The following is a 16,447-nucleotide window of genomic DNA, read 5'->3' as shown; positions in this document are numbered from 1 at the left end:
AACGGAGCGGGCCGACGGAGCATGGCTGCGTGGGTGCGCCGCTTCCTGCCGTTCCTGTTCCAGCCCGCGTCGCAGGGTGCGCTGCCTACCCTCTACGCGGCGACCGATCCGGCAGCGCGGGACGGCGCCTATTATGGCCCTGACGGGCTGGGCGGAATGCGCGGCTATCCAGTCGAGGAAAAACCTCCCGAACAAGCGCTGGATATGGGCGTCTCGGTCCGCCTTTGGGAGACGTCCCGAGATCTGACCAACGTGACGTTCGTGTGAGAACTCGGTAGTCTATGCCATAGCCTTTGATAAACGATCAGCAAAACTCGCCGCCGCCAAAGGCAGGATGCGGCCGCGGAGCTGGCATAAAACCAAATCCGATCGCGGAATGTCCCGCTCGTCGATGGGGCGCCCGACAACGCCCATGCCGAACTCTCCCCTCGGCGCACCGATATCGATCTGGAACGAGATCATGTTGCTGCGGAGCACGAGGCCCCTGAGCATCTCGAACGAATTGGATTCCGCCATAACGTCGAATCGGAAATCGCGCCTCGCGATAACCTCGTCGAGAACTTGGCGACCGCCGAGGCTCTGGTCGGGCAAAGCAAGCGGATGGCCGACGCAATCCGAAAGACGGAGCGTCTGTTTGGCCGCCAACGGATGATCGTCCCGCATGATCGCAACCAGTCGCTGGGGAACGGAGGTCAGTATCCGGACCGCGGGACGTATCGTCGCCCGGTAGACGATCGCAAGGTCGACATCGTACTCGATGAGGGCGTTGATGGCAGCGTTGTGATCCATCACCTTGAGGTCGAAAACGAGCCGGGGATTGTCCTTCCTGAACGCGCCGATCTGCGACGGCAGGAAGTCCAGAGCCAGCGCCTGGCTGCAGGCGATCTTGACCGGGCCGCGCCGGAGGCCGCGCAGATCCTCCACCTGGGAACTCAGACGCTCGGCGTCGGCGATCTGGCTGCGCGCATAGCGAACGAACATTTCGCCTGCGGCCGTCAGTTTAACGCCCCGTGCGCGCCTCTCGAAAATCGGTGTGCCGATCTCGCGTTCCAGGTCTTGGATTTTCCGGTTCATCGCCGAGGCGGTGATATTCATCTTTTCCGCCGCCTGGCGGATCGAGCCGGCCCTGGCGATTTCGGAAACCTGCTGCAACAGTCTGAGGTGACGCATCGCTCTCTCCAAGTGAGGCCTTTTTGGCACCGGTAGCGCACCATAATGGCGCTAGAAGTACACACTGAACAATGTATTGTCGCGCTGCAACATGAATGAACGAGCCCGGCAGGCTTCACCGAACAAACAAGGGGACAAGCAATGGCTAACCACCAGATGAAAACGCATGCCCGCATGGCAGCACTTGCTGCGATGACCGCTCTCGCAACGCTCGCCACGGCCGCCGCAGCGCAGGCGCAAACCAACATCAAGCTGGTGCTGAACTGGAAATATCAGGGTCCGCAGGGTCTGCTCTTCCTTGCCGAGGACAAGGGGTACTTCAAGGAGGAAGGCCTCAACGTCACGATGGACCAGGGCAACGGGTCTGGTGCAGCAGTCCCGCTGGTGGCAAACGGCGCATACGACATGGGGTTCGGCGACATCAATGCTCTGATCGAATTTGCCGCCAAGAAGCCGGAAGATGCCCCCGTCGGCGTCTTCATGATGTACAACCAGCCGCCCTTTGCCGTCGCGGTTAAGGCCAACAGCCCGATCAAGTCGCCGGCGGACTTTCCCGGACGCACACTTGGCGGCGCGGCGAACGACGGGGCCCTGAAGCTCTTCCCGGCCCTTTGCTCGATCTCCAAGACCGACTGCTCGAAGGTCGAAGTGACGAACATGCAGCCGAACCTGCGCGAGCAGATGCTGATGCAGGGGCAGGTCGACGGTGTCTTCGGCTATGTCAACACGATCCGCTTCAGCGCCAAACTGATCGGCATCGATCCCGACAAGGAAATCCGCTTCATCAACTACGGCGATTACGGCATGGACCTCTACTCCAACGCCATCGTCGTCTCGAAATCCTTCGTCAAGGAGCACCCGGACGCGGTGAAGGGCTTCCTGCGTGCGCTGAACAAGAGCATCAAGGACGCGATCAAGGACCCTGACGCCGCCGTCGCCTCGGTCAAGGCGCGGGAACCGTTGATCAAGACCGATGTCGAGCGCGAGCGTTTCGACGCCACGCTGGCGGACGAGATGAGCCATCCGGAAGTCGCAAAGGTCGGCCTCGGCGACGTCGACGAGACCCGCCTTGCGGCATCCATCGACATTCTCGTCCAGGCGAACGGCCTCCCGCGGACGCCGGCCGTCGGCGAGGTCTTCGATCGCAGCTTCCTGCCGCCCAAAAGCGAACTGCTCACCTCGGTCCAGTAGGGGCCGGCGCATCTCGCGCCGTCTCCCTTCCACTCAAACGCAAATCGAAACGGAAAATCATGGACCTGAAGCTGACGGACAAAGTCGTGTTCATCACCGGCCCCGCAAAGGGGATGGGGGCGGCGATCACCCGAGCCTTCGCGGCCGAAGGCTGCAAGCTGGCCCTTGTCGGCCGCGATACAAGCGCGATCGAGCCGATCGCCGAGGAGCTGAAATCGAACGGCCATTCGGCCATCGTGATCGGCTGCGACCTGACGGACGCCAGCCGGTGCGACGCGGCCGCGGCCAGAACCCTGGAAGCGTTCGGCCGTATCGATGTGCTCGTGAACGTCGCCGGCGGCTCCGGTCCGATGGGCAAGACGGGCGTGGAGACGACACCCGAAGAGTTCGACGAGATCGTCACACTCAATATGAACGGCTGTTTCCACATGATCCGTGCGGTCCTGCCGACTATGATCGATCGGCGCTACGGCAAGGTCGTCAATGTCGGCGGCACGTTCGGCATGAAGGGGCGCGCCGGACGCCTTGCGTATTCGGCGTCCAAATGGGGCCTGCGCGGGATTACCAAGAGCTTCGCGCTGGAGGTTGGCCCGCACAACATCAACGTGAACTGCGTGGCGCCCGGCATGGTCGACGGTCCGCGTTTTCGGGACAAGGTCTGCAGGACGATGGCCGGGAAACTCGGCATCTCCGAAGCCGAGGCCGCCGAGCGCCACGCGGCGGACTATGCCCTCAGGCGAATCACCGTCGACGAGGACGTGGCCAATGCCTGCCTCTTCCTCGCCAGCGACGTCTCCCGCCAGATCACCGGCGTCGATCTTCCCGTCGACGGCGGCTGGGCCGCTCTATAAAGGATCGAGGACATGACGACCCCAGACATTATCGCAGATCTCGTGATCCACGGCGGCACCATCGTCTCGCCGGACACCGAATACAAGGCCAGCATCGCGATCAAGGGCGGCACGATCCTCGCGATAGGCGGCAGGACCGCCATGCCGAAAGCCGTAGACTACCTTGACGCGACCGGCCTGCATATCCTCCCGGGCGCGATCGACGTCCATGTCCATTTCCGCGATCCCGGCTACCCGCAAAAGGAAGATTTCGCCAGTGGAACGGCGGCGGCCGCCTTCGGCGGCGTCACGACCGTCTTCGACATGCCGAACACGCTGCCCGCCATCTCCGATGCCAAATCGCTCGCGGACAAGCACGCAATCGCCAGTGCCAAGGCCCATGTCGACTATGGTCTCTATGCCGTCCTCGGCGAGGACAGTCTTGCGAATGTCGACGAACTGATCGAAGGCGGCATCATCGGCTTCAAGCTCTATATGGGCAACACCTTCGGCCGCATTCCCTCTCCGACGACCGGGGCGATGCTGGAAGCGTTCGAGATCGTCGCTCCGACGGGAAAGCGCATCTCGCTGCATGCGGAGACGAACTCCATCATGGAACGCCGCGAAGCGCGCCTCCGGCAGATGGGCCGCACCGATCCGCTTGCCCACCTCGCCGCGCGCCCGGCCGTCGTGGCGACGGAAGCGGTCGCCCGCGCCGCCATCCTCGCCGAGTGGACGGGTGCGCGCATCCACGTCCTGCACATCTCGTCAGCCGCAGAACTTCGTCCACTGGCCGAGGCAAAGGCCCGCGGCGTCGACATAACGGGGGAAACCTGCCCGCAATACCTTCTGTTGTCATCCGACGACTACGAGGCGATGCGAGGCGTCATCCGGGTCAATCCCCCTGTGCGCGAGGCGGAGAACCAGGACCCGATCTGGCGGGCGCTCGTCGACGGAACGATCGACATGATCGCCACCGACCACGCTCCGCATGCGCCGGAAGAGAAGACGCGTGAAGACATCTGGACGGTGGATTGCGGCTTCCCCGGCGTCGAGACGCAGATGCCGCTGATGCTGACCGAGATCGCCCGCAGGAAGGCGAGCCTTTCGGACTATGTCCGTTGGAGCGCCGAGAATCCGGCAAAGGCCTGGGGCCTCTTCCCGAAAAAGGGCACCTTGATGGTCGGTTCGGACGCCGACATCGCCATCGTCGATACAGACCTTCAGTGGACGATCAACGACGCGGCGATCCAGTCCCGCGCCAAAATCTCGCCCTGGCACGGCATGAAGGCGACGGCCCTGCCGGTTCACACGATCGTCCGCGGCCGGTTCGCGATGAAGGATCGCCGGCTGCAGGATGATGCCCGCGGCTGGGGCCGCTCCGTTCACGCCATTCAGGCCATGCCTCCCGCCGAGCTGCGCAATACCGACCAGACCATGGCAGCGGTGACGTCGCCGCGAAGGAGTTCCGTAGCATGACGTTTCCTCCCACCACCGAGTTTGCGATCCGCAATCCGATCATCGATCTTGAAAGGGTGAACGTCACCTTCGGTGGCGAGAAGAACCAGACGGTGGCCCTGGCGGAAACGTCGCTCAGGATCGAGAACGGCGAATTCGTCGCGCTTGTCGGCCCCTCGGGCTGCGGCAAATCGACGATCCTCAAGCTCGTCGCCGGAACGCTGTCACCCACGCAGGGTCATATTTTCGTGGCCGGACGGGAGATCGGGGCCAACAATGTGCGGATCGGCATGGCGTTCCAGAACCCGACGCTGCTTCCGTGGCTGAACATTTGCGATAATGTAATAATGCCGCTGAAGATCGTCGCGCCCTACAAGCACTCCTATGCAAAGAAAAAGAAAGGCGAATACCGCGACCGTGCCGAAGCGCTGCTTTCGCAGGTTGGCCTGTCGGGCTTTGGCGACAAGTTCCCGTGGCAGCTGTCGGGCGGCATGCAGCAGCGCGCATCGCTCTGCCGGGCGCTCATCCATGATCCAACCCTGCTCCTGCTCGACGAGCCGTTCGGCGCGCTTGACCAGTTCACCCGGGAGGAACTCTGGGAAATCATGCAGAACCTCTGGATCGAAAAGAGACCGACGGTGCTGCTCGTGACCCACGACCTCAAGGAGGCCGCCTATCTTGCCTCCCGTATCTGTGTGATGCAGGCAAGGCCGGGCCGTATCATCGAGGACAGCGCCGTCCCCTTCGCCCGGCCACGCACCATTGATGTGTCCTTCGAACCCGAATTCGTTTCCCTCACCCAAAAACTCCGCAAACGCATCGTCGCGGCACGGGCCATCAAGGAACATCAGTCATGACACCGGACACCAGACGCCGCGTTCTTTCCGCCTGCTGCATTCTCGGCTCCTTTGTTGCCTGGGAACTGATCTGCATCGTCTTCGGCGTATCCGAAATGGTGCTGCCGCGCCCGACGCAGGCCTTGTCCACGCTCGTCACGCAATTTCCCGCGATCTGGCCGCATGCGCTCCAGACGGTCTATACCACGCTCGTCGGTTTCGGACTTGGCATCCTTTTCGGCTTGCTGCTCGGAATGCTGATCGGCTCCTCGAAACTCGCCTATGACGTTGCCTATCCGATGCTCGTCGGCTTCTCGTCTATCCCGAAAGTGGCGATCGTTCCGATCCTGGTCCTGTGGTTCGGCGCGGGCACCGTTCCGGCCATCCTGACGGCGATGGTGATGTGCGTCTTCCCGATTGTCGTCAACGTGGCGACAGGCCTTGCATCGACGGAACCCGAACTTCAGGACGTGATGCGGACGCTGAAGGCGACCAAGCTCGAAATCCTCTGGAACATCGGACTGCCGCGGACCATGCCCTATTTCTTCGCCTCGCTCAAAGTAGCCGCCACTCAGGCCTTTGTCGGGACGGTCATCGCCGAAACCGTAGCCTCCAACCGGGGCATCGGCAACCTGATGATGATCGCCAGTTCCAGCTTCGACGTGCCGCTCGTCTTCGCCGGCCTGTTCATCCTCGCGGCCCTAGGCGTCGCTCTCTACATCGTCTTCTCGGCTATCGAAGCGCGTGTGACCGGTTGGGCGGTCCGCAGCGATCGCTTCGCCGGATAATCCCCTCCCAATCAAGCAATTACATCCGCTCCCTTCATGTCGAAGGACGCGGCAACGACAGGAAGCGATAATGACCAACCTCAAGATCACCGCAGGCCCCTTCACGTTTGACGCGCGTCTCGAGACGGAACACGCCCCGCAGACCAGCGCGGCCTTCCTGAAGCGCCTGCCCTATGAAAGCCAGGTCGTTCATGTCCGCTGGAGCGGCGAAGGCGTGTGGATACCTCTCGGCGACGAGAGCTTCGGCGTTGGCTACGAAAACCATACGAGCCACCCCGCGCCCGGACAGATGATCCTTTACCCGGGCGGCATCAGCGAGACGGAAATTCTGCTTGCGTATGGTGGCGTTTCCTTCTCTTCCAAAGTCGGGCAACTTGCGGGCAACCATTTCATCACGTTGACATGGGGACTGGAAAACTTGGCGGCACTCGGAAAGAAGACGCTCTGGGAAGGCGCGCAGTCCATCCGCTTCGAACTGGCCTGAACCATGGCCGAACACGAGCTCCTGCCGGATGTCCACGGAGTTCCCTGGCGTGCCTGGATGCCCTCGTGGCCTAGCCTCTGAGGGCGCTGCCCCTGTCGTCGAAGCGGTGCAGCTTGGTGCTGAGCGAAATAGAGCCGGCCTCCGGCAAGGATAAAATCCTGCTGAAATCCGAACTGATGCTGCGCCGCTCGGCCTGAGCCCTTTGACCCACGTGCTTTCTTCTAATAAAGCCTGCAGGCTCATCGACTTCGTTGTCGAGCCATGATGTAACGGGCGAGGTCGATAGCCATTCAATTATCCGCAGACCGCCATAGACCGGAGTTCCTTTACCAGTTCGTAACCGATCCATCCCGTCGCTTCAGATGCGGCGCCTCCCAGAACTCGAAGCTCTGTCTGGCAATAAGCTCTTCGTTGATTTCGATGCCGAGGCCCGGAGCATTGGACACCGGATAATGCGCCCCTTCCAGCCGAGGCTGGATCGGAAAGAAGTCCGAATTGTCGAAGCCGAGATGGGTTTCGGCCGGGCTGTTGCGGGTTTCCAGCCAGGAGAAATTCGGCACAGCGGCCGCGAAATGGATCGTCGCGGCGGTGCAGACCGGTCCAAGCGGATTGTGCGGCATCATATCGACGTAGTGGGTCTCGCTCCAGGCCGCGACCTTCATGCTCTCCGTCAATCCGCCCACATTGCAGACATCCAGTCGATTGAACTGATGGATGTCCCGTTCGATATAGGGCTGGAACTGCCACTTCGAGGAGAATTCCTCTCCGATCGCGAAAGGTATGTCGGTGAGCCGGCGCAGAGCCTCGTAAGCGCCGGGGGATTCGTCGCGGATCGGCTCTTCAAGGAAGTCCAGCGTACCGGAAGGCATCTTCTGGCAGAAGCTTGCTGCCTCTGCGACGGTCAGGCGGTGGTGGTAGTCGATACCGAGAACCACATCCGCGCCCAGCGCTTCGCGGGCCTTTACGCACCACCTGGCGGTTGCCGCGATATGTTCGCGGGGTTCGTAGATTTCCTTGTTCTCATGGCCGGAGGGCGACAGGCGCATGGCCGTCCAGCCGTGCTCAACGAGCATCTGCGCCTGCTCGATCATGGCAGGCCCGGGTTCTGCAAAGGTGGTCGCAAACGTCGGGATGCGGTCGCGTTGCTTGCCGCCGAGGAGTTCGTAGACCGGCACCCCGAGCGCCTTGCCCTTGATGTCGTGGAGTGCGATGTCGATCGCCGAGATCGCCGCCTGGAGTACCCGGCCGCCCTCGAAATACTGGCTGCGGTACATCTCCTGCCAGAGCGCCCCGATCTTGAACGGATCGCGACCGCGCAGGAATTCGGCATAGTGCTCGATCGCGCCGACGACGGCTTTCTCACGGCCGGAAAGGCCGCTCTCGCCCCAACCGAAAATACCCTCGTCCGTTTCGACCTTCACCAGAAGCTGGTTACGGATGCCGACCTTGACGGCATAGCTCTTGATTGCTGTGATCTTCATCTTTTCCTCCGAATTACCAGTGCCACAGCGTGCCGTCTTCGAGACGGTTCACCGGCAGATAGGCGCGCTGGTATGGATATTTTTCCGCAAGCTTCTCATCGAGATCGACGCCGTGGCCGATGGCCTCGCCAGGATGCAGGTAGCCATCCGAAAGGCTCCAGGCGCTGGGGAAGACTTCCAGTATCTGCGGCAGGTAGCCGGAATATTCCTGAATGCCGAAATTCGGCACCCAAAGGTCCAGATGCAGGTTGGCGCCGAGGCAGATGGGCGACATGTCCATCGCTCCGTGGCAGGCGGTACGGACATTGTAGACGCCCGCAAAATCCATGATCCGGCGAAGCGCCGTCACGCCGCCGGCATGCACGGTGGTCATGCGGATATAGTCGATAAGCTGCTCCTCGATCAGCAGCCGTGCGTCCCAGATGGTGTTGAATACCTCACCGACCGCAAGCGGGGTCGTGGTGTGCTGGCGGATAAGGCGGAAACCCTCCTGGTGCTCGGCGGCCACCGTATCCTCAAGCCAGAACAGCCGGGCAAATTCCAGGTCCTTGCCAAGCCTGGCCGCCTCGATCGGTGTCAGGCGATGGTGGGTATCGTGCAGCAACTCGATGTCCGGGCCATAGGTCTCGCGGACGGCCTCGAACAGCTTGGGAACGTAGCGCAGGTATTTGGATGTCGACCAGGTTTCCTCATGGGGGAACGCATCATCCAGCGCGTTGTTCGTCACCGATTTCGCGCCCGTGCCGTAGACATCCGGAAGGCCGGGAATGCCGACCTGCACACGGATTGCCTTGTAGCCCTGCTCCTTGCGCCGGCCGACGGCTTCCACCGCTTCGGCGATGTCCTTGCCCTGCGCATGGGTGTAGCAGAGCACTTTCTCGCGGCTGGCGCCGCCGAGAAGCTGATAGAGCGGCATGTTAGCCACCTTGGCCTTGATGTCCCAGAGCGCGGTGTCGACGCCGGCGATCGCCGCCATGGTTACCGGGCCGCGGCGCCAATAGGCGCCCTTGTAGAAATATTGCCAGATATCCTCGATGCGGCTCGGATCGCGGCCGATCAACAGCGGAGCCAGATGATCCTGCAGATAGGCGACCACTGCCTTTTCGCGGCCGTTCAAGGTCGCGTCGCCGACGCCGGTCAGCCCTTCGTCCGTGACAATCTTGACCGTGACGAAATTGCGCCCCGGCGAGCAGACGATGACCTTAACCTCGGTAATTTTCATGGATTTATCCGTTTGCTGAAAGCGTGCGTGCGGGTTCGTAGCGGAACCGGTTGTGGATGCGCCGGTTGCGCGGATCGGGATGGGGAATGGCGGAAAGAAGCGCGCGCGTGTAGTCGTGCGAGGGATCGCTGACGACCTGATCGGTATCCCCGGCCTCTACGATCCGGCCGCGATACATGACCGCGACGCGGTCGCACATGTAGCGGATCACCGACATGTCGTGCGATATGAAGACATAGGAAAGGCCAAGCTCGTCCTGTAGCTGCATCATCAGGTCGAGCATCTGGGACCGGAGCGAAACGTCGAGCGCCGACGTCGCCTCGTCGGCGACGATTAGCCTCGGTTTGACCGCGATCGCGCGGGCAATGCCGATGCGCTGACGCTGCCCGCCCGAAAATGCGTGCGGGTAGCGCTCCCGCCAGGCCGGCTCGAGCCCCACCTGACGCATGAGTTGGACAACCCGGTCGTCGAGCTCGCCACCCTTCATGCCTGCAAGCTTCAAAGGCTCGGCTATGATCTGGCCGACGGTCTTGCGCGGACTGAGCGAGCCGACCGGGTCCTGAAAGATCATCCGGACCTCGCGGCGGATATCCTTCAAGGCTGTCTTGTCCGCCGTTCGGATATCCACCGTTCGGCCGTCGGCGCGACGGTAATTGATGGTACCGGCCTGAGGGTCGTAGATGCGCAGCAGGCAGCGCCCCATCGTCGTCTTGCCGGAACCGGATTCGCCGACGATGCCAAGCGTCTCTCCCGGCCGGACGGCAAGCGATACGCCATCGACCGCCTTGAGCCCGGACGCAAACGTCAGCGACAGATCCTTCACCTCCAGAAGAGGCGGCTTCTCAGCCGGATTATTCTGCCGCCTAAGGCGAACTTCCGCCTTCTTTTCCAGCTTCACCACGGAGCCGATCAGCCGGCGCGTATAGTCGTCCTGAGGCGAATGAAAAATCTGGTCGACCGGCCCCTTTTCCATCACCTTGCCGCGGTACATGACCAGCACTTCGTCGGCGATTTCGGCCACGACGCCCATGTCATGGGTGATGAACAGCACCGCCATTCCGTGGCTCTGCTGCAGTCTCTTGATGAGGTCGAGGATTTCCGCCTGGGTGGTGACGTCGAGCGCGGTCGTCGGCTCGTCGGCAATCAGCACCGACGGGTTGCAGGCAAGCGCCATGGCGATCATCACGCGCTGGCGCATGCCGCCGGAAAACTCGAAAGTATAGCGGTCGATCGCCGTTTCGGGGCGGGGAATTTCTACCTGCCGCAACAGTTCGATCACCCGCTCCCGCTGCTCCTTTTTCGGCGTGCCGAAATGGATGCGCAGCGTCTCGCCGATCTGGGTGCCGATGCGGTGGACCGGCGACAGCGAACTCATCGGTTCCTGGAAGATCATGGCGATCTGCTTGCCGCGAACAGCGCGTATTTCCTTTCCCCGCGGATCGAGCTTGGCCAGATCGGTCTGCGCCCCGTCGGGACGCGTCAGGAGGATGGAGCCGCTCTCGATGCGGCCGGGCCTGTCGACGATCTGCAGGATCGAGCGGGCGGTCACCGATTTGCCCGAGCCGGATTCACCCACGACACAGAGCGTCTTGCCACGCTTCAGCTCGAAGGAGACGCCATCGACAGCCTTGAAGATGCCGCTGCGGGTCGGGAACCAGGTCTTGAGGTCCTCGACCTTCAGGATCGTGTCGTCAGAAGGGTTCGACGTCATGCTCATGAAACGGCCTCATAGGGGTCGGCGGCGTCACGAAGTCCATCACCCAGAAAGTTGAGCGCAAGGACCGAAATGACGATCGCGGCCGCCGGCGTGAAGAGGAGCCACGGCGCCTGCGCGACCGCGCGGATATTCTGCGCCTCCTGCAGCAGCACGCCCCAGGAGATGATCGGCGGCTGCAGGCCAATGCCGAGAAAGGAAAGTGCGGTTTCCGCGAGGATCATGGACGGGATCGCAAGCGTCAGCGTCGCGATGATATGGCTCATGAAGGAGGGCACCAGATGCTGGAAGATGATGCCGATCTCGCTCATGCCGTCGAGGCGGGCGGCGATGACGAAATCCTCGCTCCGGAGCGACAGGAACTTGCCGCGCACCTCGCGGGCGAGGCTCGTCCAGCCGATCAGGGAGACGATCAGCGTGATGACGAAATAGGTCCTGAGCGGCGGCCAGCCGACGGGGATCGCAGCCGCAAGGCCCATCCACAGCGGAATGGTCGGGATCGAGCGGAGAAGTTCGATGACACGCTGGATCGCGAGATCCACCCAGCCGCCGAAGAAGCCGGAAACGCCGCCGATCGTCACGCCGAGAATGAGGCTCATGAAGACGCCGACGAGCCCGATCGACAGCGAGATCTTGGCGCCGTGCACGACCCGCGAGAAGATGTCGCGGCCGAGCCGGTCCGCTCCGAAGACGTACATGCTGTCGCCGGGCTTGGGATCGATCATCCCGAAGAGCTTGGTCTCCACAGGAATGAAGCCCAGCAGATGATAGGGTTGCGGCGCCTTGACGAAGAAACCCACGGATATCGGCCTTGCCGGGTCCGGGGTGAATTCGCGGCGCATGGATTCGGTGTTCAGCGTCATCCGGAGCTGATCGACATGGGGGCCGAAGCCCCCATCGCGCATGAAGGAGAGCCCCTGCGGCGGCGCATAGGTGAAGCGCGCGTTCGTGGCATTCGGATCGAAGGGGGCGATGAAATCCGCAAACGCCGCGACCAGGTACATGAAGACGATAACGACGAGGCTGGCGAGCGCGATTTTGTGCTTCTTGAACTTGAGCCAGAAGAGTCGCCATTGACCGGCAACGGCGATGTCCTTGCCGGAAAGGTCGAGCGAGGGGCCGCTTTCGGGCGGAAGGTGCGTGATATCTGTCATTGGAACCGTATCCGCGGGTCGGTGATGGCAAGCAGAATGTCGGAAATCAGCGTGCCGATGATGGTCAGCACCGAGATCAGCAGGATAAGCGAGCCGGCGAGATACATGTCCTGCGCGAGCAGCGCGCGCAGGAGCAGCGGCCCGGTCGTCGGCAAGCTCATGACCACCGACACGATGATCTCGCCCGAGATGACGGCCGGCAGGATCCAGCCAAGCGTCGAGATCAGCGGGTTAAGGGCAAGCCGCACGGGATAGCGGACGAGAAGTTCGAATTCCGACATTCCCTTTGCCCGCGCCGTAGTGACATAGGGCTTCGACAGCTCGTCGAGCAGGTTGGCGCGCATGATGCGCACGAGGGCTGCAAGCGAGCCCAGGCCGATAACCACGACCGGCAGCCAGACGTGCTTGGCAAAATCCAGAAGCCTGGCGAGGCTCCACGGCGCGTCGACATAGGCCGGCGAGAAGAGCCCGCCGACACTTTGGCCGAACCAGGCGGACATGATGTACATGGCCGAAAGCGCCATCAGGAAGTCCGGAATGGCCAGGAAGAAGAAGGCCATGAAGGTCGCGGTGTAATCGGAGATCGAATACTGGCGCACCGCCGAGAGGATGCCGATCGGGATCGCGATCGCCCAAACGAAGCAGAGCGTCAGAACGGAGAGCAGAAGCGAGAAGCCGAGACGGCTCCAGATGAGCTCCGTCACCGGCCGACCGAGTTCGAAGGATATGCCGAAATCGCCACGCGTCAGGATGCCGAAGATCCATTTGTAATACTGAAAATAAATCGGTTGATCGAGGCCGTAGCGCTCCCGCATCGCCGCGACCGTACCGGCTTCCACCGCCCCGCCCTGGCTCGCCCAGTCGGCCATCAGCGTCGTCAGATAGTCTCCGGGCGGGAGCTGGATGATGATGAAGGCGATGATGGAGACCGCGAACAGTGTCGGGATCGCGAACACCAGCCGCTTGATGATGAAACGAAGCATGTCTTGACCGTTCGATTGGATCGAAGGGACAGCTGGCGGCAAGAGCTGCCACCAGCCTTAGGAGGAGGCGCTTAGTTCGCCTGGTCGAAATACCACTGGGTCAGCGTCGGGGCCGGATGCCAGAGGTTGCCGGTGATCGGAATGCCGTCGACCACGTTCTTCAGCTTCTTCGACACCATCATGTATTTCGGCATGGGCCGCGAAATACCGATATTGAGGAAATTGTCGGCCGAAAGGTTCAGGAATTCCTTCATCTTCTCGCGGCGGTCGTCGTCGGTGACGGCGGCGTTGACCTTGTCATAGGCCGCCATCAATTCCTTGATTTCCGCCGGCGGCTCCTCGCCGGTCGCGTGGTTCGAGTACCACTCGCTCCACTTCATCGCGAAGAAGATATCGGCTTTCTGGAAGGGCATGTAGCAGCGCGGATCGGTGTAGACTTCGGACAGTCCGCCGACGCAATTCCAGATATAGGCATCCTGTTCGTTTGCGGCCCACATCGTGTTGAGCCGCGCGCGATCGGTGGTGCGGAGCTGGATGTCGATGCCCACCTCCCGGGCATATTGCTGCACCATCTGCATGACGTCCGGATAGGAAAGCCCGAAGACATCCGCCACCATGAAATTGATGGTGAAGCGCTTGCCGCTCTCGTCGAGCCGGAAGCCTTCCGCATCCTTGTTCGGCAGGACCTTGTCGAGGATCTCGTTGGAGAGCTCGGGATTGTATTCGGTATATTGCGTCGCCTCGCGTTCATTGAAGAGCTCATGCTCGGGCTGGACGGCGACCTGGGCGGGAGCGCCCTGCCCTACATAGACGAGGTCGATGATTTCCTGCCGGTTGATGGCATGGCTCAACCCTATGCGGAAATCCTTGTTCTGAAAGATTGCCCGCTTCACGGGATCGGTGGAATTCAGATTGAGCAGGATGACAGCATCGTTTGCCGGCAGGTCCTTCACGTCGACGAAGCGGTAGCCGCCCGTTTCCTGCCCGTCGAAGAGGACGGATTTGAAGGTCGAGTTGTTGATGTGACGGAAGGCGAAATCGAACTCGCCGGAGGTCATCTTCAACGCCATGAGCTGCGGATCGTCGAGCTTTGCCCAGGTGATGCCGTCGATATAGGGAAGCTGGTTTCCGTCCGGATCGACCTTCCAATAATAAGGATTGCGGGTCGCCACCACGCGGTCGCTGTCGGCATAGGGAACCGTGAGCACCCACGGATTGAGCGTCGGAAGCTCGAGATTCTGCCAGAAGGGCGGCTGGAAGGTCAGCGAAACCTTGGAATTGAACAGGGCAACCCAGTCTCCGGCCGCCGGATTGGCCTTCAGCAGGTCCACAATGCCGTCCTTGTTGTACTTCTCGTGGAACTGGCTGAGATAGTGCTTGGGATAGATGACCGGCAGATGGCCCTGGCCATAGGCGAGCTGCTGCAGGAAGAGCCCGTAGGGCGAGTCGAACTTGAATTCCACCGTGAGGTCGTCGATCTTGCGGACCTTCACCGGCTTGCCGGCAACCGTGAAGGTGGGGTTCTTGGCAGGAGACAGCGCGTCGTTCATGAACACGTCTTCGTACCAGAACATGATGTCGTCGGCGGTGAACGGCTGGCCGTCGCTCCACTTCAGCCCCTCGCGGAGCTTGAACGTATAGGTCGTGGCGTCCTCGGATGCCGTGAACTCCTCGGCCAGCGACGGAGCCACCTTCTTCCACTCGGGATCCCAGCGGACGAGCAGCTCATTGGCGATGGTGCGGGTCAGGTTGTAATGGTCGCCATTGGCGAGGATGGTGGTGCGCAGCGTCCCGCCATATTTCCCGATGCCGTCGATCATCGTCTCCACATAGGGATGCTCCGGAAGGCGCTCGGTGACCGCAGGCAGCTTGCCGGCCTTGACCTGCTCTTCCAGCATCGGCGCCTGCTTGAATTCCACGGCCCAGGCCGGGACGATCGAACTCAGGATCAGCGTACTCAACAGACCTGACGACAGGATAAGGCCGCGCAGCTTCGGCTGATAAAGCATGTTGTCTCCTCCTTTTGACCGGCCCTCTCCGCCGGTTTCCTCCCCACAGGCCATCACGCCCTGAGATGGACAAAAGCTTTCAGATCGTACATTATTTGTCAATCAGAATGTACAGATCGGATTACTTTGCTCTTTGAACTCGAGAGAAAGTGCATTAAAAGCAGACACATGAGTATGATCACCAGCATTCGCGATACGAATTCCGAAAGCGATGAATCAGCGGAGGACGCCGGCTCATCGATCTACGAGCGCCTGCGCGACGACATCATTCATGGGCGGGTAAAGGCCAACGAGCGGCTGAAGGTGGCCGAATTGGCAAGCCGCATGGGTACCTCCACGAACCCCGTGAGAGAGGCGCTGCAGCAGCTTCGGGGCGAAGGCTTCGTCATCATGACCCCGAATCGCGGCGCCCGCGTCCGGCCGATCGATGAGGAATTCGTACGAGATATCTGCGAGATCGAGGTACTGATCGAGCCGGCGCTGACCCGCTGGTTCGTCGGCATCGTCACTCAGGTCGAAATCGAAGAACTGGAGCGAGTGCAGGCGGAAATCGAGGCGCTGAATTTCGCCGACGAGATGAAACACTCCAGACTTGACTTGGAATTCCACCGGCTCATGTACGACCGGCACTACAACCGCCACGCGGTCGATCTCTGGGTACGGCACCGTCAGATACTTGGAGCAATAAGCCGCCAGTTCACCACGTCCGTCAAGCGCCAGAGGGACGTCCTTGAGGAACACAAGGAGTTGCTGCGTTGCTTGAAGCAATATGACGCGGACGCAGCGGCGGCCGCCATAGCCAAACATGTTTCCGGATCGGGTGCCCATATCATCGAGCACATGCGAGCGCGCCGCTATTGACCACTTATTTGGACCGACTGGTTCAGGCCCGCATCTGAAGGACGCCCTGTGGCGATGATCAACGAGGGCCGCGCCCGGTCTGAGTTATTAAGCAGCACGAGCTGCCGGCCACCATAGAAGAAAGCTTTGCTTTCTTTCCGTGTTGTAAGCAAATCCCTACACTTTCGGCATCCCTTCTGGGCGCATGTGTTTTTTGAGGGCAGCGATGCGGAAGATGGCGTTGGGGGCGCCGTAGCCTCTGTAGCCGCGGCGCTCGACGATCTCGA

The 16,447-nt window shown here is 61.4% G+C and carries 14 protein-coding genes and 1 pseudogene; 8 read left to right on the top strand and 7 right to left on the bottom strand.

Annotated features, from left to right (window positions below; genetic code table 11):
• Positions 1–267: pseudogene (locus ACMGE0_RS32755) on the top strand (short chain dehydrogenase); the annotation flags it as partial.
• A 12-nt stretch (positions 268–279) separates the two neighbouring features.
• On the opposite strand, the gene ACMGE0_RS32750 reads toward ACMGE0_RS32755, so the two are convergent.
• Positions 280–1,170, bottom strand: coding sequence for a LysR family transcriptional regulator (locus tag ACMGE0_RS32750; protein WP_436820039.1), 891 nt, complete (start codon positions 1,168–1,170; stop codon positions 280–282).
• Between the two features lie 141 nt (positions 1,171–1,311).
• On the opposite strand from ACMGE0_RS32750, the gene ACMGE0_RS32745 reads away from it, so the two are divergent.
• The 6 genes from ACMGE0_RS32745 to ACMGE0_RS32720 all read left to right on the top strand — a co-directional run bounded on the left by ACMGE0_RS32745 (position 1,312) and on the right by ACMGE0_RS32720 (position 6,757).
• The gene (locus tag ACMGE0_RS32745) at positions 1,312–2,361 is read left to right on the top strand and encodes an ABC transporter substrate-binding protein (RefSeq protein ID WP_436820038.1); all 1,050 of its coding nucleotides are present in this window, start codon (positions 1,312–1,314) and stop codon (positions 2,359–2,361) included.
• A 59-nt stretch (positions 2,362–2,420) separates the two neighbouring features.
• The gene (locus tag ACMGE0_RS32740) at positions 2,421–3,212 is read left to right on the top strand and encodes an SDR family NAD(P)-dependent oxidoreductase (RefSeq protein WP_436820037.1); all 792 of its coding nucleotides are present in this window, start codon (positions 2,421–2,423) and stop codon (positions 3,210–3,212) included.
• Between the two features lie 12 nt (positions 3,213–3,224).
• Entirely contained in the window at positions 3,225–4,670 is a 1,446-nt protein-coding gene (allB, locus tag ACMGE0_RS32735; protein WP_436820036.1) for an allantoinase AllB, read from the top strand.
• Complete coding sequence (locus tag ACMGE0_RS32730) at positions 4,667–5,506, top strand: ABC transporter ATP-binding protein (protein ID WP_436820035.1); 840 nt, start codon at positions 4,667–4,669, stop codon at positions 5,504–5,506. Before allB ends, ACMGE0_RS32730 begins: the two co-directional genes overlap by 4 nt.
• Complete coding sequence (locus tag ACMGE0_RS32725) at positions 5,503–6,273, top strand: ABC transporter permease (RefSeq protein WP_436820034.1); 771 nt, start codon at positions 5,503–5,505, stop codon at positions 6,271–6,273. Before ACMGE0_RS32730 ends, ACMGE0_RS32725 begins: the two co-directional genes overlap by 4 nt.
• 70 nt (positions 6,274–6,343) lie before the next feature.
• Positions 6,344–6,757, top strand: coding sequence for a DUF3830 family protein (locus ACMGE0_RS32720; protein ID WP_436820033.1), 414 nt, complete (start codon positions 6,344–6,346; stop codon positions 6,755–6,757).
• A 326-nt stretch (positions 6,758–7,083) separates the two neighbouring features.
• Here ACMGE0_RS32720 and ACMGE0_RS32715 read toward each other — a convergent pair whose 3' ends face one another.
• From ACMGE0_RS32715 to ACMGE0_RS32690, 6 genes are all read right to left on the bottom strand, one after another.
• Entirely contained in the window at positions 7,084–8,238 is a 1,155-nt protein-coding gene (locus ACMGE0_RS32715; protein WP_436820032.1) for a mandelate racemase/muconate lactonizing enzyme family protein, read from the bottom strand.
• Positions 8,239–8,251: 13 nt separating this feature from the next.
• Positions 8,252–9,460 carry a D-mannonate dehydratase ManD gene (gene manD, locus ACMGE0_RS32710; protein ID WP_436820031.1) on the bottom strand — a complete coding sequence of 403 codons (1,209 nt, stop codon included), beginning with the start codon at positions 9,458–9,460 and terminating at the stop codon, positions 8,252–8,254.
• A 4-nt stretch (positions 9,461–9,464) separates the two neighbouring features.
• On the bottom strand, positions 9,465–11,171 hold the full coding sequence (locus ACMGE0_RS32705) for an ABC transporter ATP-binding protein (RefSeq protein WP_436820040.1): 1,707 nt from the start codon (positions 11,169–11,171) through the stop codon (positions 9,465–9,467).
• Between the two features lie 2 nt (positions 11,172–11,173).
• The gene (locus tag ACMGE0_RS32700) at positions 11,174–12,328 is read right to left on the bottom strand and encodes an ABC transporter permease (protein ID WP_436820030.1); all 1,155 of its coding nucleotides are present in this window, start codon (positions 12,326–12,328) and stop codon (positions 11,174–11,176) included.
• Entirely contained in the window at positions 12,325–13,311 is a 987-nt protein-coding gene (locus tag ACMGE0_RS32695; RefSeq protein WP_436820029.1) for an ABC transporter permease, read from the bottom strand. The genes ACMGE0_RS32700 and ACMGE0_RS32695 overlap by 4 nt, the downstream gene beginning before the upstream one ends.
• 71 nt (positions 13,312–13,382) lie before the next feature.
• Positions 13,383–15,320 carry an ABC transporter substrate-binding protein gene (locus ACMGE0_RS32690; protein WP_436820028.1) on the bottom strand — a complete coding sequence of 646 codons (1,938 nt, stop codon included), beginning with the start codon at positions 15,318–15,320 and terminating at the stop codon, positions 13,383–13,385.
• Between the two features lie 168 nt (positions 15,321–15,488).
• Here ACMGE0_RS32690 and ACMGE0_RS32685 point away from each other — a divergent pair, with 168 nt between their 5' ends.
• Entirely contained in the window at positions 15,489–16,181 is a 693-nt protein-coding gene (locus ACMGE0_RS32685) for a GntR family transcriptional regulator (RefSeq protein WP_436820027.1), read from the top strand.
• The last annotated feature ends 266 nt before the right edge of the window (positions 16,182–16,447 follow it).

The organism is Neorhizobium descurainiae (assembly GCF_051400715.1).
Lineage (GTDB): Bacteria > Pseudomonadota > Alphaproteobacteria > Rhizobiales > Rhizobiaceae > Neorhizobium.
The sequence above is the reverse complement of the archived record's forward strand: the minus strand, read 5'-3'. Positions and strand labels throughout refer to the sequence as shown.